Annotated in this window: 27 protein-coding genes and 1 tRNA gene; 9 read left to right on the top strand and 19 right to left on the bottom strand. The window is 67.7% G+C overall.

All coding sequences use genetic code 11. The features are described 5' to 3' along the window. Positions 1-14: 14 nt before the first annotated feature. The 4 genes from AC1RLU_RS20220 to AC1RLU_RS20205 form a co-directional block, all read right to left on the bottom strand. The gene (locus tag AC1RLU_RS20220) at positions 15-1,454 is read right to left on the bottom strand and encodes a type II and III secretion system protein family protein (protein WP_492797808.1); all 1,440 of its coding nucleotides are present in this window, start codon (positions 1,452-1,454) and stop codon (positions 15-17) included. After that, positions 1,451-2,224: a Flp pilus assembly protein CpaB gene (cpaB, locus tag AC1RLU_RS20215; RefSeq protein WP_492797806.1), complete on the bottom strand. Its 774-nt coding sequence runs from the start codon at positions 2,222-2,224 to the stop codon at positions 1,451-1,453. The genes AC1RLU_RS20220 and cpaB overlap by 4 nt, the downstream gene beginning before the upstream one ends. Positions 2,225-2,348: 124 nt before the next feature. Further along, complete coding sequence (locus AC1RLU_RS20210; protein WP_492797805.1) at positions 2,349-2,861, bottom strand: A24 family peptidase; 513 nt, start codon at positions 2,859-2,861, stop codon at positions 2,349-2,351. A 140-nt stretch (positions 2,862-3,001) separates the two neighbouring features. Further along, complete coding sequence (locus tag AC1RLU_RS20205; RefSeq protein ID WP_061971708.1) at positions 3,002-3,181, bottom strand: Flp family type IVb pilin; 180 nt, start codon at positions 3,179-3,181, stop codon at positions 3,002-3,004. A 415-nt stretch (positions 3,182-3,596) separates the two neighbouring features. Between AC1RLU_RS20205 and AC1RLU_RS20200 the strand changes: the two genes are divergently transcribed. The 3 genes from AC1RLU_RS20200 (at position 3,597) to AC1RLU_RS20190 (ending at position 5,575) form a co-directional block, all read left to right on the top strand. Then, positions 3,597-4,100 carry a pilus assembly protein N-terminal domain-containing protein gene (locus tag AC1RLU_RS20200; protein ID WP_492797803.1) on the top strand — a complete coding sequence of 168 codons (504 nt, stop codon included), beginning with the start codon at positions 3,597-3,599 and terminating at the stop codon, positions 4,098-4,100. A gap of 218 nt (positions 4,101-4,318) precedes the next feature. Then, a complete protein-coding gene (locus AC1RLU_RS20195) occupies positions 4,319-4,963 on the top strand; it encodes a TadE/TadG family type IV pilus assembly protein (protein WP_492797801.1) in 645 nt (214 codons plus the stop codon). Positions 4,964-4,969: 6 nt separating this feature from the next. After that, positions 4,970-5,575 carry a TadE/TadG family type IV pilus assembly protein gene (locus tag AC1RLU_RS20190; protein WP_492797799.1) on the top strand — a complete coding sequence of 202 codons (606 nt, stop codon included), beginning with the start codon at positions 4,970-4,972 and terminating at the stop codon, positions 5,573-5,575. 122 nt (positions 5,576-5,697) lie between these two features. Here AC1RLU_RS20190 and AC1RLU_RS20185 read toward each other — a convergent pair whose 3' ends face one another. The 3 genes from AC1RLU_RS20185 to AC1RLU_RS20175 all read right to left on the bottom strand — a co-directional run bounded on the left by AC1RLU_RS20185 (position 5,698) and on the right by AC1RLU_RS20175 (position 8,172). Then, complete coding sequence (locus AC1RLU_RS20185; protein ID WP_091857263.1) at positions 5,698-6,225, bottom strand: retropepsin-like aspartic protease family protein; 528 nt, start codon at positions 6,223-6,225, stop codon at positions 5,698-5,700. A 133-nt stretch (positions 6,226-6,358) separates the two neighbouring features. Continuing rightward, on the bottom strand, positions 6,359-7,279 hold the full coding sequence (locus AC1RLU_RS20180; protein ID WP_492797797.1) for a ribokinase: 921 nt from the start codon (positions 7,277-7,279) through the stop codon (positions 6,359-6,361). Continuing rightward, on the bottom strand, positions 7,276-8,172 hold the full coding sequence (locus AC1RLU_RS20175; protein WP_492797796.1) for a 2-dehydro-3-deoxygalactonokinase: 897 nt from the start codon (positions 8,170-8,172) through the stop codon (positions 7,276-7,278). Before AC1RLU_RS20175 ends, AC1RLU_RS20180 begins: the two co-directional genes overlap by 4 nt. 231 nt (positions 8,173-8,403) lie before the next feature. Here AC1RLU_RS20175 and AC1RLU_RS20170 point away from each other — a divergent pair, with 231 nt between their 5' ends. Next, positions 8,404-9,288: an aldose epimerase family protein gene (locus tag AC1RLU_RS20170; protein WP_492797794.1), complete on the top strand. Its 885-nt coding sequence runs from the start codon at positions 8,404-8,406 to the stop codon at positions 9,286-9,288. A 3-nt stretch (positions 9,289-9,291) separates the two neighbouring features. On the opposite strand, the gene AC1RLU_RS20165 is transcribed toward AC1RLU_RS20170, so the two are convergent. From AC1RLU_RS20165 to trpA, 6 genes are all read right to left on the bottom strand, one after another. Then, the gene (locus AC1RLU_RS20165; protein WP_492797792.1) at positions 9,292-9,987 is read right to left on the bottom strand and encodes a L,D-transpeptidase; all 696 of its coding nucleotides are present in this window, start codon (positions 9,985-9,987) and stop codon (positions 9,292-9,294) included. 133 nt (positions 9,988-10,120) lie between these two features. Next, entirely contained in the window at positions 10,121-10,963 is an 843-nt protein-coding gene (locus AC1RLU_RS20160; RefSeq protein ID WP_492797791.1) for an aldo/keto reductase, read from the bottom strand. Between the two features lie 14 nt (positions 10,964-10,977). Further along, positions 10,978-11,400: a hypothetical protein gene (locus AC1RLU_RS20155; RefSeq protein ID WP_492797790.1), complete on the bottom strand. Its 423-nt coding sequence runs from the start codon at positions 11,398-11,400 to the stop codon at positions 10,978-10,980. Between the two features lie 41 nt (positions 11,401-11,441). After that, positions 11,442-12,764, bottom strand: coding sequence for a bifunctional folylpolyglutamate synthase/dihydrofolate synthase (locus AC1RLU_RS20150; protein ID WP_492797789.1), 1,323 nt, complete (start codon positions 12,762-12,764; stop codon positions 11,442-11,444). A 39-nt stretch (positions 12,765-12,803) separates the two neighbouring features. Beyond that, positions 12,804-13,700: an acetyl-CoA carboxylase, carboxyltransferase subunit beta gene (accD, locus tag AC1RLU_RS20145; protein WP_091857255.1), complete on the bottom strand. Its 897-nt coding sequence runs from the start codon at positions 13,698-13,700 to the stop codon at positions 12,804-12,806. Positions 13,701-13,803: 103 nt separating this feature from the next. Further along, positions 13,804-14,649 carry a tryptophan synthase subunit alpha gene (gene trpA / locus AC1RLU_RS20140; RefSeq protein ID WP_492797787.1) on the bottom strand — a complete coding sequence of 282 codons (846 nt, stop codon included), beginning with the start codon at positions 14,647-14,649 and terminating at the stop codon, positions 13,804-13,806. 78 nt (positions 14,650-14,727) lie between these two features. Between trpA and hrpB the strand changes: the two genes are divergently transcribed. Further along, on the top strand, positions 14,728-17,232 hold the full coding sequence (hrpB, locus tag AC1RLU_RS20135) for an ATP-dependent helicase HrpB (RefSeq protein WP_492797785.1): 2,505 nt from the start codon (positions 14,728-14,730) through the stop codon (positions 17,230-17,232). 2 nt (positions 17,233-17,234) lie between these two features. Here the strand turns inward: hrpB and AC1RLU_RS20130 are convergent, their stop codons facing one another. The 3 genes from AC1RLU_RS20130 to aroA form a co-directional block, all read right to left on the bottom strand. Next, complete coding sequence (locus AC1RLU_RS20130) at positions 17,235-18,041, bottom strand: DUF1194 domain-containing protein (protein WP_492797783.1); 807 nt, start codon at positions 18,039-18,041, stop codon at positions 17,235-17,237. 115 nt (positions 18,042-18,156) lie between these two features. Then, complete coding sequence (cmk, locus tag AC1RLU_RS20125; protein WP_492797781.1) at positions 18,157-18,810, bottom strand: (d)CMP kinase; 654 nt, start codon at positions 18,808-18,810, stop codon at positions 18,157-18,159. Continuing rightward, on the bottom strand, positions 18,807-20,150 hold the full coding sequence (gene aroA, locus AC1RLU_RS20120; RefSeq protein WP_492797779.1) for a 3-phosphoshikimate 1-carboxyvinyltransferase: 1,344 nt from the start codon (positions 20,148-20,150) through the stop codon (positions 18,807-18,809). Before aroA ends, cmk begins: the two co-directional genes overlap by 4 nt. A gap of 216 nt (positions 20,151-20,366) precedes the next feature. Between aroA and AC1RLU_RS20115 the strand changes: the two genes are divergently transcribed. The 4 genes from AC1RLU_RS20115 (at position 20,367) to AC1RLU_RS20100 (ending at position 22,606) form a co-directional block, all read left to right on the top strand. Continuing rightward, a complete protein-coding gene (locus tag AC1RLU_RS20115) occupies positions 20,367-20,765 on the top strand; it encodes a TIGR02300 family protein (protein ID WP_061971736.1) in 399 nt (132 codons plus the stop codon). Positions 20,766-20,930: 165 nt separating this feature from the next. Then, positions 20,931-21,006: transfer RNA gene (locus AC1RLU_RS20110), tRNA-Ala, on the top strand. A gap of 317 nt (positions 21,007-21,323) precedes the next feature. Beyond that, positions 21,324-21,605, top strand: coding sequence for a hypothetical protein (locus AC1RLU_RS20105; RefSeq protein ID WP_061971738.1), 282 nt, complete (start codon positions 21,324-21,326; stop codon positions 21,603-21,605). Beyond that, on the top strand, positions 21,602-22,606 hold the full coding sequence (locus AC1RLU_RS20100) for a pyridoxal-phosphate dependent enzyme (RefSeq protein ID WP_492797777.1): 1,005 nt from the start codon (positions 21,602-21,604) through the stop codon (positions 22,604-22,606). Before AC1RLU_RS20105 ends, AC1RLU_RS20100 begins: the two co-directional genes overlap by 4 nt. Before the next feature lie 24 nt (positions 22,607-22,630). On the opposite strand, the gene AC1RLU_RS20095 is transcribed toward AC1RLU_RS20100, so the two are convergent. From AC1RLU_RS20095 to efeO, 3 genes are all read right to left on the bottom strand, one after another. Further along, positions 22,631-23,776 carry a Gfo/Idh/MocA family protein gene (locus AC1RLU_RS20095; protein WP_492797775.1) on the bottom strand — a complete coding sequence of 382 codons (1,146 nt, stop codon included), beginning with the start codon at positions 23,774-23,776 and terminating at the stop codon, positions 22,631-22,633. Between the two features lie 84 nt (positions 23,777-23,860). Then, positions 23,861-24,835: an arginase gene (gene rocF, locus AC1RLU_RS20090; protein ID WP_492797774.1), complete on the bottom strand. Its 975-nt coding sequence runs from the start codon at positions 24,833-24,835 to the stop codon at positions 23,861-23,863. A gap of 107 nt (positions 24,836-24,942) precedes the next feature. Beyond that, positions 24,943-25,767: an iron uptake system protein EfeO gene (gene efeO / locus AC1RLU_RS20085; protein ID WP_492797772.1), complete on the bottom strand. Its 825-nt coding sequence runs from the start codon at positions 25,765-25,767 to the stop codon at positions 24,943-24,945. Between the last annotated feature and the right edge of the window lies 1 nt (position 25,768).

The raw sequence follows: 25,768 nt of genomic DNA, 5'->3' as shown, positions 1-25,768 counted from the left end.
TTGTCACCGGGCGCTCAGTCGGCGATGAAGCCGACGCGGCCCTTGTAGGCCTGGGGAACCGGGCCGCCGCCGCTGCCGTAGATCTTGTTCAGGCGGCCGAGCAGGATCGCCTGGGAGTCGTGCGTTTCGACGAAGCCGTCATCGGGCCGCTGGACTTCGGTCGGCTGCATCGGCTTGGCGATGTAGGGCGTGACCGTGATCATCAGCTCGGTCTCCTCGCGCTGGTAGTCGCGCGACCGGAACAGCACGCCGATGATCGGCAGGTTCATCAGGCCGGGCAGGCCGTTGATCGAGCTCTTGGAGACGCGCTGGATCAGGCCGGCGGTGGCCAGCGTGCCGCCGGACGGCAGCTCGACCGTGGTGTCGGATTTGCGCACGCGGAAGGCGGGGACGGTGACGGTCGGCTGGCCGGAGCCGCCCTGGAGCACGATCTGGTTCTCGAAGTCGAGTTCGGTGACCTCGGTCGCGATGCGCATGCTGATCTTGTTGGCCGAGAGTACGATCGGCGTGAAGTTCAGGGCGACACCGATGGGCTTGTAGGAGACGCCGAGCGAGCAGACGGCCTTGGCCGGGTCGCAGGTGTAGCCGGTCGGGATCGGGACTTCGCCGCCTGCCGTGAATTTCGCGCTCTCGCCCGAGATCGCGGTCACCGTCGGTTCGGCGAGGACGCGTGCCATGCCGGCCCGCTCCAGGGCCCGCAGCGTGAAATTCTGGGAATTGCCGATGCCGGCGCCGATCGCCGAGGCGGACAAGGCCTGCGGCGAGAGCGAGAACGGGTTGTCGATCGAGGGCGTGATGGAGAACTTGCCGAGCTTCCATTCGCCGCTGGAATTGATGCCGAGCTGCTTGATCGCCTTGCGCGAGACCTCGGACACCGTGACCTTCACCATCACCTGGTCGCGGTCGCGGATGGTCAGCGAGTTGATGACCGTCCCGCTCTTTCCTGTCGCGTCGCTGCCGACGAAGGCCTTGGCGATGTCGACGGCCTGGGTCGCATCCGAGGCATCGGGCACCGTCCCGACGAGCAGGATCGAATCGCCCGCCGGCTTGATCTCGATCTGCGCGTTCGGCAGCGCCGTGCGCAGCGTCTGTCTGAGAACGTTGAGGTCGCGCCCGACATTGATGTCGAGCGCGGTGATCTGCTGGCCGTCGCCATCCATCACGAACATCGAGGTCGCGCCGTCGGCGATGCCGATCACGAAAAGCTTGCGCGCCGTCCGGACGACCGCGTTGGCGACCTTCGGGTTGGCGACGAAGACCTCCTTGGCGTCGCGCGGCAGCTCGACGATGAGCGAGCGGCCGATCGAGAGGTCGAGCTTGCGGGAGATCGCGTTCTCGCTCGAGCCGACATTGATGACGGGAGCGGGGCCGCTCCTGCTCGACTGGGCGGCGACGCTGCCGGCGGCGAGGGCGAGCGCGAGAGCCGTCGCGATGCGGAGAGAAGATCTGATCATGGCTTCACGCTCTTCGAGGTCACACCGTAGCGCACGAGCGTCATGGAGTTGTCTGCCTGGGTCGGTGGCGCGGTTTCGTTGGCATCCTTGAGGCTGCGCAGGGCGAGCGAGAGCGTGCCTGTCTTCTGGGCCTGGACCAGGTTCTCGACCTGCCCGGGCTCGACTTGCAGCGTGGCGGTTTCGCCGACCACGACCTTCTCGCCGTTGCGTTCCTGCACGTTCTGGCCGATGGCCAGCACGCGGATGTTCCGCAGGATGACTTCGCTGGCGTAGGATTCCTGGCCGCCCGCTGCTTCGCCGCGCTCGGTGGAGATCACGTCGACGCGGTCGTTGGGGAGGATGAAGCCGCCGGCGGTGTTGGCGCCACGGCTGTCGGTCGAGATCGCGACGGCGCGCATGCCCGCCGGCAGGACGGCCGAGAGAAAGCCGGTTCCGTCCGTCTTGATCAGCTTCTCGCGGCGGATCGGCTCGGCGCCGAGGGTGGCGTAGCGCGACACCTGCCCGATGATCTCCTTTTCGGCTTCGGGCGCTTCGTCCTTGCGGATGACGCCGGCCGGTACGCTAGCCAGCGGCCAGTCGAGCCAGCGCAGGTCATTGGCCGTCACCGTATTGCCGACGGGAATCTCGGCCGCCGCGACCAGGACCGGTACTGTCGGCGCCGGCTGGATCTTTGCGACGGGTGCGGGGGCCTTGGGGCCCTGAACGAGCAGCGCTGCACCCAGCCCTGCCAGGAGTGCGACCACGAGAATGATGATGCGTGCGGGACTCATTTGACGGTCGACCCTCAGCCAAGCGTGATTGGCTCTCGTCCCGGATCGTCGTCTGGAAACGTCAACTTATGGTTAACTGGGCGTATATTTTTGAAATTCGCTTCCGTTACGTCCGCAGCGCGCCTCAGAGGCCGATCGCGGCGTGCCAGATCGTCGTATCCGGCAGCACCAGCAGCGCGGCGAAGGCCAGCGCGATGCCGTAGGGGACGCCCTCGTTGGCGGCGTGCAGCCGGCGCATCCAGCTCCAGTTCTCGGCGAAGGCCGGCAGGGGGCGCGATCGCAGCCGCAGGATGAGAATGGTCAGCAGGCCGCCGAGGAAGGCTGCCATAAGCAGATAGGGCATCAATTGATCGAAGCCGAACCAGAGCGCGGTCGCGGCAACGAGCTTGGCGTCGCCGCCGCCGATCCATCCGGCGGCGAACAGGCCGAAGGCGATCACAAGGACAAGCCCACCCGCTGCGAGATGCCAGCCGATTGCGGCCGGGCTCAGGCCGAACAGGACGCAGCAGACCGCGAAACCCGCGACAAGGAACAGGCAGAGCCGGTTCGAGATCGTCATCGAAACCAGGTCGCTGGCGGCGGCATAGGCCATGGCGAAGGGAAACACGCCGAGCATGACGATGTGGGGCAGGGTCATGACACTTCCTCCGCTACGGAACGATGATGCCGCAAATGCCTCACCAAACCCTTACGGCGACCGCATAAAACGCAGCATGAAAAGAAAAACGCCCCGGGATGACCGGGGCGTTTGCCGACATATCGGTAAGGTACCGACGATCAGGAGACCGTGGTGTTCTGCAGCTTGTCCGCGATACGCTGGAAGATGCTGCTGAGCTCGGTGCCGAGATTGGTGGCGGCGATGATGATGCCGACGGCGATCAGAGCCGCGATCAGGCCGTACTCGATGGCGGTGGCGCCGGACTCGTCCTTAACGAAGCGAGCGAAAAGATTGGTCATGCTGGATCTCCTTTACACCACGGTTTGACGGCTGCCTGTGCTCTGAGGTGGCTTCGGTCAGCGACAGGAACGACATTAGCCCGCTCGCCTTGCTGATCGGTTAAGCGGATCGAAGAATTGGCTTGTTTCTCCCTCGGTTTTTTCTGTGGTTAACACTCGCTTTAGCAGGCTTAAGACCGCAGTGAGCTTATGAATAAAGCCAGGTGTGTGGGTTTTTATCGGTAAACAGGGTGTTTAATTGATTCCGCTCCGTTGATTTATTTTTGAGGCGTTCGGCAATCGACGCTGGCGTGGGTCGCTATTCCGTTGCGACAAGTTGTGCCTCGCGGCGTGAAATCGCTATTCGTCCCGCGCTTAGGATTTGATTCATCATTTTCCGCTTTATTGGCACGGTCGCAGAGCTTGAGGCGCCGCCATGTTGATCATCCGTGCTCCTGAAGGGTGCCGCCGGCTTACGCGCCGGGTGGCCGCGACAAGCCTCGCGATCATCCTATGCGGCGCTGGTGCTGCTCACGCCGCGCCGCGCGCGCCATCCGAGAGCGTGGTCGTCATGGTCGATCACGCCAAGGTCGTGCGGCTCCCGGAGAAGGCTCAAACGGTCGTCGTCGGTAATCCGGCCATCGCCGATGTCTCCATGCAGCGCAACGGCGTCATGATCGTCACCGGCAAGAGTTTCGGCGTGACCAACCTGATCGCGCTGGATGCCAACGGGACGCTGCTGGCTGAATCAATGGTTCGGGTCGGTTCCGCCTCCGACGCGGTTCTGACGGTCCAGCGGGGCATGGAACGCGAAAGCTATGCCTGCAGCCCGGATTGCCAGCCTTCGGTCCAGATGGGCGATGCGAAGGAATACTTTGCCGGCGTCGCCGGGCAGGCCGCCGCGCGCAACGCGCTCGCGATCGGGGGCCCGAAGAAATAGGGCAGCCGCCCGAACGCGGCGCCTGGCTCTCGGGAAAAGTCGAGGTTTCTCGCGCGGAAGCTTAGCAGGTACGCGCGCGAGACCTCCGTGACGCGCCAAACCCATGGTTAGCGAAAGCTTCACGCCGATTTCGGCTGGCCGGCGACGTCCCTAACCGATCTGAAATTCTTTTGCCGTAGAGATTTCCGGCCTGGGCCGAAGCTCGATGGGGCAAACGGATGTTCGACCGACCGAAAAAAACGCCCCTGCCGAAGAACGGATTGCCGCGCCGCGGCGTGCATCGCCTGCTGTTCCGGCGCTTTCGCCGCTCCCAGGACGGGGCGACTGCCGTAGAGTTCGCGTTCGTCGTCGTGCCGTTTCTGATGATCCTCTTCGCCATCTTCGAGACGGCCTTGATGTTCTGGACCAGCCAGGTCCTGGAAGAGTCGCTGTCGCAGGTCTCCCGCTCCCTGGTCACGGGGCAGTCGCGGACCCTCTATACCGGCTCAACCGGCGCGGTGAACGCGAAGAAATTCCGGGACAATATCTGCGAACTCGCGCCGATGGGACTGATCGACTGCTCGAAACTGTACGTCGACGTGCGGGTCTACAACAGTTTTGCCTCTACGGCATCCGCAAGCGATCCGCTTGCGGGCGGGAGCCTCGACACCTCCGGCTTCACCTACGTCCAGCCGCAGGGCAACGACATCGTCGTCGTGCGCGCAGTGCTCGACTACAAGCTCTTCCTGACGAGCTGGGCTTCCTCCGCGCTTGCCAATATCAAGCCCGCCGGATCGGGCCGGCGGGGTATCGTCGTGAGCATGGCTTTCCGGGCCGAGCCCTTCGTCTCGTCGGGCGCGACCCCTCCTCCGGCAGGTTCTTGATCGGGAATGACGGACATGCCGAAAAACACAGGTCTCCGTTTCTGGCGCCGCTTCTGCCGCAATCGGGACGGCGTGGCTGCGGTCGAGTTCGCTCTGCTGCTGCCGGTGATGCTCATCACCTATACGGGGATGGTGGATGTGGTGCAGCTCGTGATGGTCAACCGCAAGGTCACTCAATTGACCTCGGCTCTCAGCGATCTCACGGCGCGCGTCCAGTCGGTTTCGCCCACGGATGTCCAGAACATCTTCAATGCCGCGCGGTCGATCCTGATGCCATATGACAGCGGCAAGGCCACGATGGTGATCGCCAGCGTCGTCATCGATTCGGCGGGCGTTGCGAAGGTCTGCTGGAGCGAGCCTCGCGATGGCACTGCACCGGCCCGGGGGACCTCGATCACCATTCCCGACACCTACCGGGTTCCGGGCACCTCCGTCATCATGGCGCGCGCGAGCTACGAATACACGCCCATCGTTGGTTATGTCCTGACCAAATCCTTCACGCTCGGCGACAGCCCGATCTATGCACGCCCGCGTAACGGCGTGCCTGGCGGCACCAACAATATCGAACAGGTGGTGCGGACCGGCACCAATCCCTGCCCGCTCTACAATTGACGGTCGGGCGATCATGCCGGCAGGGGGCTTCGCGCCTGGGCCGGCGCTCCCCGATGTTACCGGTCTTTGCCTTATCGCCTATTCGCTGACGCGGACCGGTGTCCGGTTCGCTCAGAAATGCTCTAGCCGCGCAGCACCATGCGCCCGGTCTGGACCTCGTAGCCCTGGAGCTTGCTGAGGAAGGAATTCCCGAGCAGGCTCATCGAGAGCGCGCGTTCGGGCAGGACGACGGCATCGACATTCCGCACGACGATATCGCCGAGCCGGATCTCCCGCAGGACGGTGCGGAAGCCCGTGACGGCGCCGTTGGCGGTGCTGAGCACGATCTTGCGTGACGAGGCATCGTTCTTGACACCGAGCGCGCGGGCATCGGCAGCCGTCAATGCCACGATGCTGGCGCCGGTATCGACCATCATCTTGATGCGGTAGTTGTCGACCGAGGGGTGCACGATATAGTGCCCGCGATAATCGGCGGCGACGGCGAGCGTCGAGGGCATGCGGGGGCCCGGCGGTTTCTGTTCCGTCGCGGCCATGGCCGCGGAAGGCGCCTCGTCCGCCATGCGCGGGGCAAGAAACTGCGTATAGGACAGCGCTCCGGCGATCGCGACACCGGCGACGCTCAAAGCCCAGATCAGCGGTGGTGTCGTCACGGCGCTCCCCAACCCTTCCACAGCCCTTCCACGATGCGGAAGCGAGCCCTGACGAAGCGTGAAGAGCTTGCACGCATTTGCGTGCAAGCGGGGCGGGGAAGGCTGCCCGATTGCGGACAGGCTTAATCGAGGCTTACCGGCGCGGTCCGTTTGCAAGCGTGGTGGCCAATGCCGCGATCTCGGCTGCGCGGGGGATGCTCGGCTGGGCGCCCGGCCGCGTGCAGGCAAGCGAGCCGGCGGCCAGCCCGTCGTACAGCGCCGCCGCCATGCTCTTCTCGGCCGCGAGGGCTGCGGCGAAGGCGCCGGTGAAGCTGTCACCGGCCGCGACCGTGTCGACGACCGCAACCTGCGGCGCTGCGAGGCGATGGCGGATGCCGTCGATCCAGGCGACGACTCCGGCTGCCCCCAGCGTCGCGATCGTGGCGATCTGTCGCTCGCTGTCGAGCCGGCGCGCGATGGCGTCGGGATCGCGGTCCGCCCATCCGAGCGCCTGTGCCAGCACGATCGCTTCGTGCTCGTTGACGATCAGCATGTCGAGCTGCTCCAGCAGCGCGGGCGACGGCGCCTCGGCCGGAGCGAGGTTGAGGATCACCCGCCCGCCGGCCTGCTTCATCCTTCGGGCGGCCTGCAGGCAGGCTTCTTCAGGCACTTCGCGTTGCAGGAGCAGGATATCCTCCGCCGCGAGCTCGAGCTGCCGCAAGGCATCCGGGCGGACAGCAGCATTGGCGCCGGCTGCGACGATGATCTGGTTGGCGCCCTCGCGATCCGTCGCGATGAAGGCGGCGCCGGTCGGTTCGTCGACCTGTGCGACGTGATCGAGATCGACGCCGTCGGTGGTGAGCAGCGCCAGCGCCGCGTCGCTGAATCGATCCCGCCCGGTCGCGCCGACGAGCACGACATCCGCGCCGGCGCGGCGGGCTGCGAGAGCCTGGTTCGCGCCCTTGCCGCCCGGATGCAGGGCATAGCCCGGTCCGAGCACCGTTTCGCCTGGCCCCGGCAGGCGCTCGACCGGTGTGACGAGGTCGATATTGATGGAGCCGAAGACAACGATCATGCAGGAAGATCCGCCGCGAGCCGCCTCACGCCGGCGACGAAGGCCGCCTCGGGCGAGACGAGTTGAATGGCATGTCCCCGCGCCTGCAAGCCGGCGCCGTAGCTCTCGGCCAAAGCCCCGTCTGCGACGAGATGGACCGTCTGGCCCTTGCCGAACAAGGCTTCGGCCCCGGAGATTTCCTGCCCGACCAGCAGCGCCGAGAGATAAGGCCCGACCGCACCACCCGCCATCCGCCCGGCGAGAACTTCGGTACGTGCGGCGAAGGCCGTGTTGAGCAGCCCTCCCGGCCGGCCGGCAGCCAGGCGACCGCGCGCGGCGCCATCAACCGTGTCAGCGTCCGAAGGCGCTTCGGCGAGCCGGGCGAGGATCGAGTCGTTGCGCAGCAGCCCGTAGATTTCGCCGGTCATGAAGCTGGCGAAGCGGGTGATGCGACCTCCCTTGATCTCGGCCCATTTCGAATGGGTGCCGGGCAGGCAGGCGATGCCATCGCTCAGGCCGAGGCCGACGATCAGGGTCTCCTCGCCGCGCATCACGTCGAAGGCGCTATCGTCGCAGCTCAGGCCCGGCAGGATGGTCGCCGTCGTCCCGGCATCGAGCGCGACCTGGATCGCGGCGGCCGCGATCTCGGCAGGGGAGGCCGGACAGGCGACGTAGCGCGCCTCGATCCAGCCGTTGCGGCTGCCGACCATGCCGGCGAGCACGATCACGGCATCGGGCGCAGTCTCGCGGAAGTCGCCGGCGAGCTCGGCAAAGGCTTCAGGATAGCCGCCCGCCGGAATCGACTGGATGCCGCGATCGGCGATGCGCCGCTCCAGCACCTCCCCCGTCTCCGAGATCAGGAAGGCGCGCGCGCGGGTCGTGCCCCAGTCGAGCGCGATCAGAGGTTTGGGCATGGCAGGCTCCGGCAGCAGCATCGGACCAAAAAGTGGGAGCCACTTTTCGGTCCGATGCGACAGCAAATGTATGGATCACTGCACGTCCGATAGGGCGCGCGGTGAACCAAGGCTGGCGACTGTCTCCGCCGCATTCCATCGGGTCAAGGGCCGGCGCCGAGGCCTTGTATATGGCTGGCCTTCGCGGCAACCCTGCTGGCCTTGGGTGCGAGAACGAATCGGACAAGCCGGATGCTCGAACTGCAAGTGGGGGGCCTCGACGCCGCCATCTCTCCCGAGGCGGGCGGGATCGTCTTCTCTCTGAGCTGGCGCGGGCCGGACGGGCGCAGCCATGACGTGCTCTATCCGCCGACCGGGCGGCAGCCGGGCACGGCCTCGCCGAACTTCTTCGGGACCTGGGCACTCCTGCCTTTCGCCAACCGCGCCTTCGGCTGCGTCGTCGACGATGGCGAGCAGCGCTTCCTCGTTCCGCAGAACGATCCCGGCGGCACCATTCACGGCTTCGGCTGGCAGGCGGCTTGGGATGTCCTGCGGTATGACCGCAGCCATACCGTCCTCGAACATCGCCGCATGGAGGGGACAGACCCTTATCGCTACCGGGCGCGGCAGGAGATCAGTCTCGACGAGTCCGGTATGACCATCCGATTGGCGATCACCAACGAGGCGCAGGTGGCACTACCGTTCGGCATCGGCCACCACCCCTGGTTTCCCTGTGCTGCCGATACGAGCCTCGTGATGCGCAGCAAGGGCGCGCTGGTCTTCGGCGAAGCCTTCCGCGCCACCGGTCAGCAGGATTTCGCCGATGGCGGCCCCTATGCCGAGACGCATCCCTTCCGCGCCGAGACGGTGACCGCCTGGAGCTTCCTCGGCTGGGACGGCACGGCCCGGATCGAGACGCCCTCGACCGGCCTGGCCATCACGCTCACCGCGAGCGACAATCTCGACTGCCCGGTGGTCTGGGCGCCGGCCGGCGCGGATTTCCTCTGCGTCGAGCCGCAGAGCCATGCGATTGGCGCACCGAGCGAGCCGGCAGCGCGGGCCGCCGCGCCGCTCAAGCGTCTGGCGCCGGGCGAGACGCTGGAAGGCTGGCTCAGGATCGCGCCGGAAGCTCTCTAAAGCTTAGCGCCAGCCGTAGCCGCTCGGGTAATAAGGCTGGTAGCCATAGGCGCCGGCCGGCAGGGCGGGGCGCAGCAGGATTTGGCCGCGCGCCGCTTCCCAATCACCGCCGCGGCGCTGCTGCGCGACGCTCATGGTGTTGCTGCGATGCTTCGCCTTGGCGATCTTGTGCTTGGACGAGCCGGCCTTCGCGACCTTGTGCTTGGAAGAGGTCGTCTTCGCGAGCTTGGCCTTCGACGGCGAGGAGGCCTTGGCGAAGCGCGAGAGATTGTCTGGTGCGGCACCGTGCAGCGCGATCCGGGTCTGGCTGGAGCCATGCTTCTTCACCAGCGCGAAGAGCTTTGCGGCGTTGGCGGGGTGCAGCCGGATGCAGCCATGCGAGGCCGGGCGGCCGAGCGCGCCAACGGCCCCGGTGCCATGGATTGCGTAGCCGCCGCGGAAGAACACGGCATGGGGCATCGCGCCGCCATATTTGCGCGAGTACCAGTTCTTCTCCAGCCGGGTCGGCCGATAGACGCCGTTGGGCGAACGGAAACCCTTGCGGCCGGACGAGATCTTCCAGTCGTAGACCTCGCCATCGGTCGTGGTCACCGTCATGCGCTGGGCAACGATGTCGACATTGACGCTGACGCCGGCATGGGCGGCGCCGGCGAAGGCCGACAGGACGAGGGCGGCCAGGAGGCCGAGAACGCGACGCATCACACTCACTCCGAAAGACGCAAGCTGCTGAATGAGGCGTTGTCGAGCTCTGACGGCCGCCGCCCTTGACTCTAGGAAAGCGCCGACGGCCCCGGCTTGTAAAGCCGGAAGGCGGAACGTGGTTTCCGGCCGTTCAGATCATCGGCAGCGAGGCGGGCTTGCGGCCGCGCGGGAAGGCCGCGTCGATCCGGGCGATCTCGGCATCGGAAAGCGCGAGGTTCAAAGCCCCGGTATTGTCCTCGACATGGGTGACCCGGCCGGCCTTCGGGATTGCGAAGACGCTTTCGCGCCGCGTCAGGAAGGCGAGCGCGACCTGCCGGGGCGTCGCGCCATGGCTCGCGGCGATCTCGGCCAGGACCTTGCCCGGCGCGCTGCCGGCAGCCGGGAAATCGTCATGGCCGAAGGGGCTGTAGGCGGTGACGGCGACGCCATTGCGTTCGCACCACGGGATCACCGCATGCTCGATGGCGCGCTCGCGCAGATGGTAGAGCACCTGATTGCAGGCGATCTTGCCGGGGCCTGCGGTCGCGAGCGCCTCGTCGAGATCGTCCTCGTCGAAATTGCTGACGCCCCAGGACAGGATCTTGCCCTCCTGCTTGAGCGCCTCGAAGGCGGAGAAGGTTTCCGCTAGAGGATGCGGACCGCGCCAGTGCAGCAGGTAGCAGTCGAGCCGGTCGGTCTTGAGATGCTTCAGCGAGCGCTCGCAGGCGGCCTGCACGCCGCGTCGCGAGGCGTTATGCGGCAGGACTTTCGACACGAGGAAGACCTCGTCGCGCCGGCCTTCGATGGCCTCGCCGATCAGCGCTTCCGCGCGGCCGTCGCCATACATCTCGGCCGTGTCGATATGCGAGAGCCCGAGATCGAGCCCGCGCCGGAAGGCGGCGATCGCCTCGCGCCGGTCACCCTGTTCGCTATACCAGCTGCCCTGGCCGATCGGCGGGACAGATGGCCCTGACGCTCCGAAGCTTCGCTGCATGACGTTTTCTCCAGCTAGTCGACGGTAATCTCAAAACGCTCGTAGCGGAGCTCGCCGTCATTGTAGCGGATGCGCACGAGGAAGCTGTCGGCGCCGCGATAGCCGCGCTTCGAGGTATACTCGAACGCGAGAGACGGCCCGACCCTGCCGTTGCAATGCCGGAATGGCCCCGGCCCGTATTCGGCCGCGGCCTTGCGGGTCGCCAGCCTGACCTTGCCATGCCGGGGCGGCTCGGTCAGCACGCCCTTAGGGCGCGGGATCGGCCGGCAGCGCTCGTCCATCGTCATGAAGGTCTTCTGCAGGAAGGTGCGCTTGCCCGATGCGACCCGCTCCGTGCCTTCACTCTGCCCCTGTGCTGTTCCTTCGGTCGTGACGCAGCCGCCGAGCAGGCTGCAGAGCAGGGCGGCGGCGAGGACGGTCAGTCCTGGAACGGGCATGGCTTTCCTCGATGGCAAGACAGGTCGAGACGCGGAAAGACCTAGGTCGGCGGCGTGCCGTTGGCCGAGAGCACTTCGCCGGCGAGATAGAGCGAGCCGCAGATCAGGATGCGTGGCGGCGCCGGCCAGTCCCGTGCTGCGATCGTCCGCAACGCCTGTTCCACCGAGCTGGAGGTTTCGGCGGCGAGCCCGGCGCTGCGGGCGGCCTCGGCGACCTCCTCGGCCGGGCGCGCGGCCAGCGAATTCTGGATCGGCACGGCGTAGAGCGCCTGCGCCAGCCCCTTGAAATGTCCGAGCGTCGCAGCGGCGTCCTTGGTCGAGAGCAGGCCGGCGATCATCACCAGCGGTGCCGGATTGCGGTCGGCGAGGTCGGCCATCGCCTGGGCGAGGACGCGCCCGCCATCGGGATTATGGCCGCCATCGAGCCAGAGCTCGGCACGATCAGGCACGATCTCGGCCAGCGCGCCGCGCGACAGGCGCTGCAACCGCGCCGGCCAGTCGGCGTTGCGCATGCCGTCCTCGAAGGCGCGCGACGGCAGGGCGCCATAGCCGGCGGCCCGCAAGGCCGCGATCGCCGTGCCGGCATTGATGTGCTGGTGCCGGCCGGAGAGGCGCGGCAGCGGCAGGTCGAGCAAACCGTCCTGGTCTTCATAGACCAGCCGCCCGCCGGCCTCGTGGACGTTGAAATCCTGCGCGCCGATCAGGATCTTCGAGGCGCCGGCGCGCTCGGCGGCAGCTTCCAGAACCGCGGTCGGCTCGGGTTCCTGCGGTGCGATCACGGCCGGCGCGCCGCGCTTGAAGATGCCGGCTTTCTCGCCGGCGATCTTGGTGACGGTGTCGCCGAGATATTCGGAATGATCGAGCGAGACCGGCGTCACCACCGTGCAGGCCGGATGGGCGATGACATTGGTCGCGTCGAAGCGCCCGCCGAGCCCGACTTCCAGCAGCAGGACATCGGCCGGATGCTCGGCGAAGAGCAGGAGGCCTGCCGTCGTCGTCATCTCGAAGAAGGTGATGGGATCGCCGGCATTGACGGCCTCGCAGCGCTCCAGCGCCTCGACCAGCTTGTCCTCTGGGACGAAGCGCCCGCCGCCGGGGGCGCCCAGCCGGATGCGCTCATGGAAGCGCACCAGATGGGGCGAGGTGTAGACATGGACCGACAGCCCGGCTGCCTCGAGGATCGCCCGCATGAAGGCGATGGTCGAGCCCTTGCCGTTGGTGCCGGCGACATGGATCACCGGCGGCAGCTTCTTCTGGGGATCGCCGAGCCGTTCGAGCAGGGTCAGGATGCGGCCGAGCGAGAGATCGATCAGCTTGGGATGCAGCGCCATGAAGCGCGCGAGCAAGGCGTCGGAAGACCCCATGACGTGACGGCCCCCAGCCGTGAACTAACTCGAACCGCCTCAGACCGCCTCGGCCACCGGGCGCGCGGGCGCAGCCTCTTCCTTCGCGGCCGGCTGCTTCGTCAGCAGGCGGCCGAGCCGGGCGAGCGTCTCCGGCAGGTCGCGGCGATGCACCACCATGTCGACCATGCCGTGATCCTTGAGGTACTCGGAGCGCTGGAAGCCTTCCGGCAGCTTCTCGCGGATGGTCTGCTCGATCACGCGCGGGCCGGCGAAGCCGATCAGCGCGCCGGGCTCGGCGATGTGGATGTCGCCGAGCATGGCGTAGGAGGCGGTGACGCCGCCGGTCGTCGGGTTGGTCAGCACCACGAAATAGGGCAGGCCCGCCGCCCGCAGGCGCCTGACCGCGACCGTCGTGCGCGGCAACTGCATCAGCGAGAGGATGCCTTCCTGCATGCGGGCGCCGCCCGACGCCGCGAAGACGACATAGGGCGTCTTCTTGTCGAGCGCGGTCTCGGCGCCCTTCACGAAGGCCTCGCCCGCGGCCATGCCGAGCGAGCCGCCCATGAAGTGGAAATCCTGCACGGCCAGCGTCATCGGCAGGCCCTTGACCCGGCCATAGCCGATCTTGAAGGCATCCTGCGCGCCGGTCTTGGCGCGGGCATCCTTCAAGCGGTCGACATAGCGCTTCTCGTCGCGGAACTTCAGCGGGTCGACCGCGACCTCCGGCAGCGCGACGTCGAGCCATTTGCCGTCGTCGAAGGTCAGGCGCAAACGCTCCGGCGCGGTGACGCGCATATGGTGCTCGGAGCCGGGGATGACATAGCCATTGGCCTCGACATCCCTATGGAACACCATCTGCCCGGAATCGGGGCACTTGATCCAGAGGTTCTCGGGGCTCTCGCGCTTGAACAGCGTCTTGATGCGCGGCCGGACGACTTCGGAAATCCAGTTCATCGGATGAATCCCTGATGGGCTTTCAGCACTTGCGCGCCGTCAGGCCTGAAATAGGTCGCGCCGGCCGATGGGCAAGCGGCGCGACCGTCGCATGAAACCGGGCTCAGGCCGCCTTGGCGGCGGAGCGGATGCCCTGGGCGAGTTCGCTGACCAGCGAGGTGACAGCCGAAACCGTCTTTTCCGTGGCTTTACCTTCGCTGTCGAGCGAAAGGCGGACGCGCTCGACCAGCGCCGAGCCGACGACGACGCCGTCCGCCCGCTTGGCGATGGTGGCCGCATCCTCGGCAGTCTTGACGCCGAAGCCGACGGCCACCGGCAGGTCGGTATGGCGCTTGATCCGAGTAACCGCATCGCCGACCGCACCGTAATCGGCGATGGCGCCGCCGGTCACACCGGTGACCGAGACGTAATAGACGAAGCCGGAGGTGTTCTGCAGCACCTTGGGCAGGCGCTTGTCGTCCGTCGTCGGCGTCGCCAGCCGGATGAAGGAGACGCCGGCCTTGAGCGCCGGCAGGCAGAGCTCCTCGTCCTCTTCCGGCGGCAGGTCGACGACGATGAGCCCGTCGATGCCGACGCGGCGGGCATCGGTCAGGAAGGCTTCGACGCCATAGGCGTAGATCGGATTGTAATAGCCCATCAGCACGATCGGCGTGTCATGGCCGGCCTTGCGGAAGCTCTCGACCATGGCGAGCGTCTTGCGCAGCGTCTGGCCGGCCTTGAGCGCGCGCTGGCCGGCGAGCTGGACGGGAACGCCGTCCGCCATCGGATCGGTGAAGGGCACGCCGAGCTCGATCACGTCGGCGCCGGCTCCGGGCAGGGCCGCGAGGATCGCGCTGGAGGTCTCGAAATCCGGGTCGCCGGCGGTGACGAAGGTCACGAGCGCCGCCCGGCCCTCGCGGGCGCAGGCCTGGAAACGATTCTGGATGCGGGTCTGGCCGGTCTCAGTCATGCCGCAGCGGTTAGCATGATGAGCGCCGGCTGGCGAGTGGCTTGCGTGCGGCACGCGCCTGCGCCACATCGGCCTGGTATGCGCGCCTTCGACACGCCCCTCCCGATCGATGCCGTCCTCGGCGATCTCGCCGCTTCCCTGCGCGCGAGGCCGAATGCCGTGCTGGTCGCCCCGCCCGGCGCCGGCAAGACCACGCGCGTGCCGCTCGCCCTGCTCGACGAGCCCTGGACGCAAGGCGGCAAGCTGATCGTGCTCGAACCGCGAAGGCTGGCGGCACGCGGCGCGGCCAACCGGATGGCGCAGACGCTGGGCGAGCGCGTCGGCGACACCGTGGGCTTACGCGTCCGCCTCGGCTCGAAGATCGGTCCGAAGACGCGCATCGAGGTCGTCACCGAGGGCGTCTTCGCCCGGATGATCCTCGACGATCCCGCGCTGGACGGCGTCGCCGCCGTGCTGTTCGACGAATTCCACGAGCGCTCGCTCGATGCCGATTTCGGCCTCGCGCTGGCGCTCGACGCGCAGGGCGGCCTGCGCGAGGACCTGCGCATCCTCGTGATGTCCGCGACCCTCGACGGCGCCCGTGTCGCGAAATTGCTCGGCGATGCCCCGGTGATCGAAAGCGAGGGCCGCGCCTATCCCATCGAGACGCGCTATCGCAGCCGCGACCCGCTGAAGCGCATCGAGGATCAGGTCACGGAGACGGTCCTGCTCGCGCTCAACGAACAGCCCGGCTCGCAGCTCGTCTTCCTGCCCGGCCAGGGCGAGATCCGCCGCGTCGAGGAACGCCTGCGCGAAAGATTGCGCGATCCGGCCGTCGAGATCGCGCCGCTCTATGGCGCGCTCGACCAGCGTGAGCAGGACCGTGCTGTACTGCCGGCGCCCGCCGGCAGGCGCAAGATCGTGCTCGCGACCGCCATCGCCGAGACCTCGCTGACGATCGAGGGCGTGCGCGTCGTGATCGATTCCGGCCTCGCCCGCGTCCCGGTCTACGAGCCCGATATCGGCGTGACCCGATTGGAGACCCGCCGCGTCAGCCGGGCAGCCGCCGATCAGCGCCGGGGCCGCGCCGGCCGCACCGAACCGGGCGTGTGCTACCGGCTCTGGGAGGAGGCCGCAACCGGCGCGCTCGAAGCCTTCGCCCGACCCGAAATCCTCTCCGCCGACCTCAGCCCGCTGCTGCTCGACTGCGCCGCATGGGGTGTGGGCGATCCATTGAGCCTCGCCTTCCTCGACCCGCCGCCCGCGCCTGCGCTCAAGGAGGCGCGCGCCCTGCTCAGCAATATCGGCGCGCTCGATGCCGATGGCCGTATCACGCCTGATGGACGCGCCCTGCAGGCACTACCCCTGCCGCCGCGGCTTGCCCGCATGGTCGTGGCGGCCGCGCGCTTCGGACAGGCGGATGCCGCCGCCGATCTTGCTGCCGTGCTGGTCGAACGCGGCCTCGGCGGTGATGCCATCGATCTCGGCGAGCGGTTGGAGCGCTTCAATCGCGAGCGCGGCGGTCGGGCTGGCGATATGCGCCGCCTCGCCGAAGGCTGGGCACGTACCGCCGCGAGCAGCCTCGGCAAGGCTCGGGCTTCGGGCGGCGAAACCCTCTCACCCGGTCTCCTGCTTGCCTTCGCCTATCCGGATCGCGTCGCCAAGGCGCGCACGCCCGGCTCCGGCCAATATCTCCTCGCCAATGGCCGCGGCGGCGCGCTGGAAGCCTCGCAGCGTCTGGCGCGCGAGCCCTACATCGTCGTGGCCGAGATGACCGGCGCAGCCCAACAGGCCCGCATCATGGCCGCCGCCGCGATCAGCGAAGCGGAGATCGCGACGCTCGTCTCCCATGGCCTCGCGCCCTTCGCCATCGCGGAGCGTGAGGAGGCGAGCTTCGATCGCACGGCGCGCGCCCTGCGTGTCCGGGCTGTGCGCCGCTATGGAGCGCTTTCGCTGTCGGAACGGCCGCTTTCGGTTGCGGATACGCCCGAGAATGCCGAAGCGTTGGCCAAGGGCATCGCCTCGCTCGGCATCAACCTCCTGCCCTGGACCAAGGGGCAGAACCAATTGCGCGAGCGCGCCGCCTTCCTGCGCAAGGCCGAACCGGAGGCCGGCTGGCCCGACCTTTCCGACGAGGGCCTGGCCGAGGAGCCGGAACTCTGGCTGGCGCCGCATCTCGTCGGCCGCGCCTCGCTCGCTTCGATCCAGCCTTCCGATCTCGATTCGGCGCTGGCGGGCCTCCTGCCCTGGGAGTTGAAGCGCCGGCTCGATCAGGAGGCGCCGACGCATTTCACCGCGCCGACCGGCTCCTCGTTCGCGGTCGACTATGCCGCCGAGGCCGGCCCGACAATCTCGGTGCGCGTGCAGGAACTCTACGGCGTCGCGATCCATCCGGCTTTGGCCGGCGGGCGCGTGCCGCTGGTGCTGGAATTGCTCTCACCGGCACACCGCCCGATCCAGGTCACCCGCGATTTGCCCGGCTTCTGGCGCGGCTCCTGGGCTGCGGTGAAATCGGAGATGAAGGGCCGCTATCCCCGCCATCTCTGGCCGGACGACCCCGCCGCCGCGCTACCGACGACGCGGGCGAAGCCGAGGGGGACGTAAATCTAGTTCCCCATCCGGTCGCGCCATTGCCGCTCGCCGGCAAGGCAGGTCGCGATATTGCCGGACTGCGCCTTCTGGACCGTCGCATCGGCCGGCGCCTCGGCGATCTCGCGCAGCAGCTTTGTCTTCGTCGCCTCGACGAATTGGCTCTTCTCGCGGATTGGAATGACGAAGGCGCCGATCCCCGTGATGACGCAGTCGGTGTAGTAGGTGTCGAGATTGTCGATGTCGAAATAGCCTGCCTGTTTCAGCATCACCGGCAGGCCGTTGATGGCGATGCCCTTGGCACCGGCCTCGTCGCGCGCCGTGGTGACCGGGCGCCCGTCATTGTTGGCGCCGTCGCCGGAGATGTCGATCACGCGCCGCATCGCTGTCACGTTCGACTGCTCCAGCAATTGCACGCCGAGATCGATCGCGCCCGAGATTGATGTGCGCCGGCCGCGTCGTGTCGGCGCCTCGCCGAGCTCTTCGGCGAAGGCCATCGCCGCGGCCGGGCCGTCGATCACCTTCCACGGCCGGACGACGTACTGGAAACCGCCGCCGGCCCATTCGAAATAGGTCACGGCGATCTTGCCGATCGCGCCCTTGTCGATCGCGTCGTGAAGCTGCTTGGAGCGGAAGGCCTCGATATAGCCGTTGCGCTGCAAAGCGAGCTCGTCCAGATCCATCGAATAGGAAACGTCGACCGCCAGCACGAGCGCGACGTCGACCTCCTCGGGCGGTGGCGCCGCCATCTGCGCTCGTGGCAGGGCGGGCTGCCAGAGCGCCGCCGCTGCCAGACATGAGAGACCGTACAGCCAGCGCCGCATCGCCACCTCCGTCGCCTATTCGCGAAGGGAAGTGTGCGCTTGGCCGGGACGCTCGCCAAGCCGGAAAATCCGGCTGACGGCGCCTGTTTCGATAGCAAATTCGCGAGCGGCGCTCTCAGGCGGCGCGGCGGCCTTCGACGATGCCGATCGCAGCGGAGGCCGCCTCCTCGACGGTCAGCGCCGAGGTATCGAGCACGATCGCATCCTCGGCCGCCTTCAGCGGGGCATCGCTGCGGCCGGAATCGCGGGCATCGCGCCTGCGGATATCGACGAGGATGCCGTCGAGGGTGACGGCCTCGCCGCGCCCGACCAGTTCCTTGTGCCGGCGCGCGGCGCGCACCTCCGGCGTCGCGGTGACGAAGAGCTTGGCCGGCGCCTCAGGGCAGATCACCGTGCCGATGTCGCGCCCGTCCAGCACGGCCCCTCCGGGTTGCGCCGCGAAGCGCCGTTGCCGGGTGAGCAGGCCGGCGCGTACGGCCGGCATCGCCGCGACCACGGAGGCCGCCTCGCCGATCTCGCGGCCGCGCAGCCGCTCCTCGGGGAAGGCGGTCTCGTCGAAGCTATTGACGACCTGCTCGGCTGCGACGGCGTCGTGGATGTCGTGGCCGGCATCGAGCATGGCGCGCGCGACCATCCGGTAGAGCAGGCCGGTATCGAGATAGGGCAGCCCGTAATGCGCTGCCAGCCGGCGGGCGAGCGTGCCCTTGCCGGACGCGGCCGGGCCGTCGACGGCAATGACGAGGCGGCCGGGCCGCGCCGCCGCGCTCATCCGATCTGGCCTCCGAGGCCGTTCATCAGCGGGATGAAGCTCGGGAAGCTCGTGGCGATCATGGCGCCGTCGTCGACCACGACCGGCTGCTCTGTCGCCAGCCCGAGGATGAGGAAGCTCATCGCGATGCGGTGGTCGAGATGGGTCGCGATCGGCCCGCCACCACGCACCGGTCCGCCACCCGAGCCTTCGACGACCAGGTCGTCGCCCTCGATCCGGCAGGTCACTCCGGCGGCCTTCAGTCCGGCTTCGACCGCGGCGAGGCGGTCGGATTCCTTGACGCGCAGTTCCTGCAGGCCGCGCATCCGCGTCGTGCCCGTGGCGAAAGAGGCGGCCACCGCCAGCACCGGATATTCGTCGATCATCGCCGGTGCGCGCTCGGGGGGCACCGTCACGCCCTTCAGGCCGGAGGCGCGCACGCGCAGGTCGCAGACCGTCTCGCCGCCCTCGTTGGCCTCGCGCTCGACGGTGATGTCGGCGCCCATCTCGCGCAGCGTGGTCAGCAGGCCGGAGCGCAGCGGATTGGTCATCACGCTCTCGATCAGGATGTCCGAGCCCGGCACGATCAGCCCCGCCACCAGCGGGAAGGCGGCCGAGGACGGGTCCGCCGGCACGACGATCGGCGCCGCCTTCAGCTCAGGCTGGCCCTTCAGCACGATGCGCCTTCCATGTTCGCCCTCAGGCGTCACCGTGATCTCGGCGCCGAAATGCGCCAGCATCTTCTCGGTGTGGTCGCGGGTGGCTTCCGCCTCGATCACCGTGGTCTCGCCGGGCGCTGCCAGCGCGGCCAAAAGTACGGCCGACTTGATCTGCGCCGAGGCGACCGGCGGGCGATAGGTGATCGGGATCGCCTCCTTCGGACCGCGCAGGGTCAGCGGCACGCGCCCGCCTTCCTGCTGCGAGACGACGACGGTGCCCATCTGTTCGAGCGGATCGAGAATGCGCCGCATCGGCCGCTTGCGCAGCGAGGCGTCGCCATCGAAGGTCGTGGTGATCGGATGCGAGCCGCAGACGCCCATCATCAGGCGCGATCCGGTGCCGGCATTGCCGAAATCGAGCATGCCGGCCGGTTCGCGCAAGCCGCCGACGCCGACGCCCTGCACGCGCCAGGCGCCCGGACCGTCATGATGGACGATGGCGCCGAGCGCGCGGGCCGCGGCGGCGGTGCGCATCACGTCCTCGCCTTCGAGCAGGCCGGTGACCTTGGTCTCGCCGATCGCCAGCAGGCCGAAGATCATCGCCCGGTGCGAGATCGACTTGTCGCCGGGCACGCGGACGCGGCCCTTGAGGGGGCCGCCTGCGCGGGCGGTGACGGGGACGGGTTCATGGTCGTGGGACACGGGGCGCGGTCTCTGCAAGCGGGCCGAAAAGGAATGCGCGCAAGGCCGTAGCATGGTCGCGCGCGGCGCGCCAAGACGCGCGCGGCGCGGTGCGCGAAACCGTCGCTTCGAGCTCCGGGTTTGACGCTCCCTGCAAATCAGTATTTGACAGCATCGCTCGCCCCGACTAACGGACGCGCCTGCTTTTCAGAACATGATAGTTGAAGGTCCGACGCAGTGGCGAAACCGGAACTCGGAACGAAGCGCGTTTGCCCGGTCACGGGGCGCAAATTCTACGACCTGAACAAGGACCCGATCGTCTCGCCCTATACAGGGCAGGCTTATCCGCGGGCGATCTTCGAGCCGCAGGCCAAGGCCGCGCCGGCGCCGAAGCCGGAGCCCGACGAGGAGGACGAGACCGAGTCCGCCGACAGCGCCGTCGAGATCGTTTCGCTCGACGAGGCCGATGCCGAGGCGTCGGAGAAGGAAGCCGTCGTCACCAGCGAGGACGATATCGAGGTCGAGGACGTCGGCGACGACGAGGACGACAACACCTTCCTCGAGGAAGATGAGGAAGGCGACGACGACGTCGCCGACCTGATCGATGGCGACATCGAGGGCGACGAGGACAACTGATCCTCAGCCTCTGAAAAAGATGACGACAAAGCGACATTAGGCGCTTGTGTCTTCCGCCCGAGCCGCCTATAGAGCGCTTCGTCGCCGCCGGGCGGCTCGGACGGAACCGCCGAGGCGGTACCAAAATCCGGTTGGTGATCGGTCCCCAAGCCGATCATCGCGAGTGGGGCCATAGCTCAGTTGGGAGAGCGCTTGAATGGCATTCAAGAGGTCGGCGGTTCGATTCCGCCTGGCTCCACCAAATCTCTTTCCTCCGCGAACGGCTACCTTGGTTCGTTGCGGATCGACGCTTCGGCGCTCCCCAAATTGCGAACAGTCCGGGGCCGGCTGAAAGCGTGATGGAAGATCATCGCCGCGCCTGGCCTGATTCGTCCAAGCTCTGCCGCATATCGCGGATCGGCCGAGCCCGAGCGGCGGAATCGGCCAAGCGCTCCCTCCCTCTCGCCTCATCGACACGCTGGCGCGTGCCTTTGCTCCGCTGGAAGCCGCGAATCATCCCGGCGGCTTGCCGTGCGAGCGTCAGCGTGAGAGTTGCACGCTCCGGACAAGGAAGCAGGAATGGCCAAGCGCACGAAATCCAAAGCCCTCGATACCGAGTTCACCATGTTCGATGTCGTCTACGAGGACGGCTCGAGGACCTCGAACCGGCGCGTTCCGACCGCGTTGCTCGGCGGCCTGGACGGCGATGAGCCGGCCCGCACGGCCATCATGGAGCAGGATCAGGTCATTTCGGAAAAGTCGGGCAAGCCGCCCTTGGCGATCAAGACGCTCGCGCGGGCGTCCAAGTCGGCGGCCGAGCCGGATCCGCGCAAGGACGATCGCAAGAAGCGGTCGGCGTGACGTCAGGTTTGCAGAGCATTCTGCGCGAGCCGCGCTACGACCTCGTCAAGGCGCCGACGCCCTTGCAGCGGCTCTCCGGCTTCGAGCGAAAGCTCGGTCGTCCGCGCCTCTACATGAAACGCGATGACCTGATGGAGATCGGGCTCGGCGGCAACAAGCTGCGCAGCCTCGAATTCTGGCTCGGCGCCGCGCTGCGCGAGCACGCCGACATCGTCCTCGTCGCGGGCGGGGCGACCTCGAATCTCTGCCGCCTCACCGCGGCGGCGGCCGCGATGGCCGGGCTCGATTGCCTGATCATCCACAATGCCGAGGACAGCCCTGCGAATCGCGAGCGCTCCTTCCTGAACCGGCTGTTCGGCGCCGAAACCCGCTTCATCGGCTCGGTCGGCGAGGAAGAGCGCGGGGCTGCGATGAAGGCGGCGGCCGCGGAGCTGAGGCGGCAAGGGCGCGCGCCCTATATCGTCGGCGATGTCGTTCTGGGCGCGCTCGGCTATATCCTCGCCGCTTTCGAACTGCATGAGCAGTCGCGGCGCGAATCGGCACCGCTCCGCCATGTCTTCCTGGCGGGCTCGATGGGGCCGACCGAGGCCGGCTTCATCTTCGGCAATGCCATGCTCGGCCACCCTTTCCAGGTCCATCTCGTCAGCGTCGAATACGGGCAGGCGGAGCTGGAGGAGCGGATCCGCCGGATCTACGAGGGCATCGCTGAGCGAACCGGGGTTCCGGTCGGTGGGTTCGACCGGGCGCCGCTGCACTGTCACATGGCTCATCTTGGCGGCGGCTGGGGCGTGCCGACCCTCGAATCGGAAGCGGCGATCCTCGCCTTCGCCCGCACCGAGGGCATCCTGGTCGAGCATGTCTACACGGCGAAGACCTGTGCCGGTTTCCTCGACCTCGTCGCCAATGGCGCGATCCCGCCGGGCGAGCCGGCCTGCATCATCCATACCGGTGGGACGGCCTCGCTGTTCTCGCAGCGTGAGCAGTTCAGGACTGTGAGCTGAGAGGCCCAGCCCTATCCGCGGCTCTCAGAAGCGCGAGCGTGGCCGATAGGGCTGGGCCAGGTCGCGGGCATTGTTGAGGGCGAGCGCGAGCTCGGTGATGTGCAGCGCGAGCGCTCCCGAGAAACGCGGCGCCTCGCCGCGCCCGATCGCCTCGGCCTGATCCGCCACGCCGCGCATGAAATCGATCTGAGAGGGGTAGCCAGGCAGGGCCTTGCTCATCGGCTGGGCCGGGTAGGTCAGCTTGCGCCCCGGCGTCGGCTTCCACGGCAGCGCACGCCCGAGCTTGGCTTCGGCCCGCGTCAGAATGCGCTCGAGCAGCGGTCGTGGCGCACCGGTCTCCTCGACATGGACGACCGAGCGGTTGTCCCAGAGGTCGCGCACCGTCAGCGAGCCCTTTTCGGCGAAGACCTGCAGCGAGCGGTCGCGGGGCGCGGCAAGCCCGTTGGTCAGCCTTGCGACGACGCCCGAGCGGAAGACCAGGCACCCCACGGAGAAATCCGGCGCCATCGTGATCTGTTCGGTGCCCGGTCCCTTGTCGGGGAAGGTCACGGCGGAGAAGGCGGTCAGGCTCTCGACCGGGCCGAACAGCGTCACCAGCCAGGACAGCGCGTAGCCGGCATGTTCCAGTGTGCAGCCGATCTCGAACTCGTGCAGCCCCGGCCAGGGCGCGCCCGAGCGCGAGCGCCAACTTGCCCATTTGTCGCGGAAGACCGGGCCGTCCTCCATCGCCGCATAGACCAGCCGGGCTGAGCCGATCCGGCCGGAGCGCAAGGCGTCCTCGACGAGGCGATGGGCATCGCTGAGCCCGTTGGCGGGCGCGGTGGCGAGCGTCAGCCCGAAGCCTTGCGCCTGCGCGACCAGCGCCTCGGCCTGCGCCAGCTCCATCGCCAGCGGCTTTTCGCAATAGACATGCTTGCCGGCCGCCAGCGCGCGGCTCGTAATCTCGTAATGGCTTTCCGGCGTCGTCAGGTTGACGACGATCTGCACTGCGGCGTCAGCCAGCAGGGCATCGAGATCCGGATAGGCCGGAACATTGTGGAAGGCGCGGAAGGCTTCGAGCCGCGCGGCGTCGCGATCCCAGACGCCGGCGAGCGTGAGCGTCGGGTGGTTCGCCAGCGTGGTCATGTAGTAGTCGGCGACGAACCCCGTCCCGACGAGCGCGATCTTCATGCCCGATTCCGTTCCATCGGCTGGAAGCCGATGGAACCGCCTCTATCAGGCAAGGATGAAGATCGGCTTTCGCGAAAACGCGACTTACGCCGCGCCGATCGCGTTCGACGGCGTCTGCCGGTCGGTGATCTGCTGGCCGAACAGACTGCCGGCGAGCTCCACCGCGAGGCGGGCCGTTTGGCCGCGATCGTCGAGGAAGGGGTTCAGCTCGACGATATCCATCGAGCGGACCAGCCCGGAATCGTGCAAGAGCTCCATCACCAGATGCGCTTCGCGATAGGTCGCGCCGCCCGGTACGGTGGTGCCGACGCCGGGCGCCAGCGGCGGATCGAGGAAATCGACGTCGAACGAGACATGCAGGACGCCGTTGGCGGCGCGCACCTTCTCGATCACCTTGCGGATCAGCACGCCCACGCCATGCTCGTCGATGGCGCGCATGTCGGCGATGTCGACGCCGCGCGCCTTCACGGCGGCCTTCTCGAGCGGGTCGATCGAGCGGATGCCGAACAGGCTGAGCTGCTCATGCGAAATCGAGGCGCGCGGCTCGGAGCCCAGCAGGTCGTCGAGCCCGGCCTCGCCGCAGAGGAAGGCCGAGGACATGCCGTGCATGTTCCCGGAAGGAGAGATCGCCGGCATGTTGAAATCGGCATGGGCGTCGAGCCAGAGCACGAAGAGCTTGCGGCCCTGCTCCTGCCAGTGGCGGGCGACGCCGTTGACCGAGCCCATCGACAGGCTGTGGTCGCCGCCGAGGAAGATCGGCGTGTCGCCGGAGCGGGCGAGCTCGTAGGCGCGGGCGCTGAGTGCGCGCATCCAGGCGGCGATCTCGTTGTAGAAGCGGGCATTGGCCGGGGCCGGGCCGTCGACCGTGGTCAGGTCGCGCGGCAGGATGTCGCCATGGTCGCTGACCGTGTAGCCGAGGCTTTCCAGCACGCCGACGAGGCCGGCGGTGCGCAGACCGGCCGGGCCCATCAGGGCGCCGCGGCGCGAGGCGCCGACCTCGATGGGCGCACCGAGCAGGGCGATGCGGCCCTGGGAAGCGGGAGCGGAGGAAGCGGTCATGCTGGCGGTCCGTTGACAGGATTGCGAGGGGCGTCACGCGCCGATGCGCCGTCCATGGCGCATCGGCTCCCCCCTGTCGAGTGGCGCGCTTGCGTAACCGGTTGATGTCAGCCGAGGCCGAGCACGCCGCGCAGCCTGGAGAGATCCTCCGCCAGCGTCGTGATCATCGCGGCCAGCGCCTTGCGGTCGGCCTCGCTCAGCTTGTCATAGGTCTCGAAGCCGCCGTCCTTGAGCTTGTACTTGGCCAGCGTCTTGTCGACCGTCGCGAAATTGGCGTCGATCTTGCCGGCCAGCGCCTTGTCTTCCTTGACGACGAGCGGCCGCAGCAGGTCGACGATCTTCTTGGCGCCGTCGACATTGGCCTGGAAGTCCCAGAGATCGGTATGGCTGTAGCGGTCTTCCTCGCCGGAGATCTTGGTCGCCGCGACCTCCTCGATCAGCGCCGCCGCGCCACCGACCATCTTGTCTGGCGGAACCGTCAGGCCCTTGATGCGGCTCTGCAATTCGGTGACGTCGGCGATGAGCTTGTCGGCGAAGGAGGCAAGCCCTTCCGTGCTGTTCTTGGCGAAGAGCCCGTATTCGAGGCGGTGGAAGCCGGTGAATTCCGGGTCCTCTTCCTTCTTCTCATGGTCGTCGGCGCGCGCGTCGATCTTGCCGTCGAGATCGCTGAACAGCTCGGCGACCGGCTCGATCATCTCGTAGGAGACGCGCGTCGGCGCATAGAGCGCCTTGGCCTTGGCGAGGTCGCCGGCCTTGACCGCGTCGGTGAAGGTTTTGGTGTCCTTCACCAGCTGGTCGACTCCCTTGGAGACATAGAGCTTGTATTCGGCGACCGGCGCCACGAGGTCGAGAGGCGAGGCGGCCTGCGCCGCTCCGGCGGTCACGGCGGCGATCAGGCTGGCTCCGGCCAGCCCTGCGAGACGCAAGTGCATA

It is taken from the genome of Allobosea sp. GW822-FHT05A11, assembly GCF_058800455.1.
This window is presented reverse-complemented; position numbering and strand designations above follow the sequence as displayed.

Coding starts and splice junctions, on each gene's coding strand:
- AC1RLU_RS20220 (WP_492797808.1), bottom strand. CDS start 1,454: ATGATCAGATCTTCTCTCCGCATCGCGACGGCTCTCGCGCTCGCCCTC.
- cpaB (WP_492797806.1), bottom strand. CDS start 2,224: ATGAGTCCCGCACGCATCATCATTCTCGTGGTCGCACTCCTGGCAGGG.
- AC1RLU_RS20210 (WP_492797805.1), bottom strand. CDS start 2,861: ATGACCCTGCCCCACATCGTCATGCTCGGCGTGTTTCCCTTCGCCATG.
- AC1RLU_RS20205 (WP_061971708.1), bottom strand. CDS start 3,181: ATGACCAATCTTTTCGCTCGCTTCGTTAAGGACGAGTCCGGCGCCACC.
- AC1RLU_RS20200 (WP_492797803.1), top strand. CDS start 3,597: ATGTTGATCATCCGTGCTCCTGAAGGGTGCCGCCGGCTTACGCGCCGG.
- AC1RLU_RS20195 (WP_492797801.1), top strand. CDS start 4,319: ATGTTCGACCGACCGAAAAAAACGCCCCTGCCGAAGAACGGATTGCCG.
- AC1RLU_RS20190 (WP_492797799.1), top strand. CDS start 4,970: ATGACGGACATGCCGAAAAACACAGGTCTCCGTTTCTGGCGCCGCTTC.
- AC1RLU_RS20180 (WP_492797797.1), bottom strand. CDS start 7,279: ATGATCGTTGTCTTCGGCTCCATCAATATCGACCTCGTCACACCGGTC.
- AC1RLU_RS20175 (WP_492797796.1), bottom strand. CDS start 8,172: ATGCCCAAACCTCTGATCGCGCTCGACTGGGGCACGACCCGCGCGCGC.
- AC1RLU_RS20170 (WP_492797794.1), top strand. CDS start 8,404: ATGCTCGAACTGCAAGTGGGGGGCCTCGACGCCGCCATCTCTCCCGAG.
- AC1RLU_RS20165 (WP_492797792.1), bottom strand. CDS start 9,987: ATGCGTCGCGTTCTCGGCCTCCTGGCCGCCCTCGTCCTGTCGGCCTTC.
- AC1RLU_RS20160 (WP_492797791.1), bottom strand. CDS start 10,963: ATGCAGCGAAGCTTCGGAGCGTCAGGGCCATCTGTCCCGCCGATCGGC.
- AC1RLU_RS20155 (WP_492797790.1), bottom strand. CDS start 11,400: ATGCCCGTTCCAGGACTGACCGTCCTCGCCGCCGCCCTGCTCTGCAGC.
- AC1RLU_RS20150 (WP_492797789.1), bottom strand. CDS start 12,764: ATGGGGTCTTCCGACGCCTTGCTCGCGCGCTTCATGGCGCTGCATCCC.
- accD (WP_091857255.1), bottom strand. CDS start 13,700: ATGAACTGGATTTCCGAAGTCGTCCGGCCGCGCATCAAGACGCTGTTC.
- trpA (WP_492797787.1), bottom strand. CDS start 14,649: ATGACTGAGACCGGCCAGACCCGCATCCAGAATCGTTTCCAGGCCTGC.
- hrpB (WP_492797785.1), top strand. CDS start 14,728: ATGCGCGCCTTCGACACGCCCCTCCCGATCGATGCCGTCCTCGGCGAT.
- AC1RLU_RS20130 (WP_492797783.1), bottom strand. CDS start 18,041: ATGCGGCGCTGGCTGTACGGTCTCTCATGTCTGGCAGCGGCGGCGCTC.
- cmk (WP_492797781.1), bottom strand. CDS start 18,810: ATGAGCGCGGCGGCGCGGCCCGGCCGCCTCGTCATTGCCGTCGACGGC.
- AC1RLU_RS20105 (WP_061971738.1), top strand. CDS start 21,324: ATGGCCAAGCGCACGAAATCCAAAGCCCTCGATACCGAGTTCACCATG.
- AC1RLU_RS20095 (WP_492797775.1), bottom strand. CDS start 23,776: ATGAAGATCGCGCTCGTCGGGACGGGGTTCGTCGCCGACTACTACATG.
- rocF (WP_492797774.1), bottom strand. CDS start 24,835: ATGACCGCTTCCTCCGCTCCCGCTTCCCAGGGCCGCATCGCCCTGCTC.
- efeO (WP_492797772.1), bottom strand. CDS start 25,767: ATGCACTTGCGTCTCGCAGGGCTGGCCGGAGCCAGCCTGATCGCCGCC.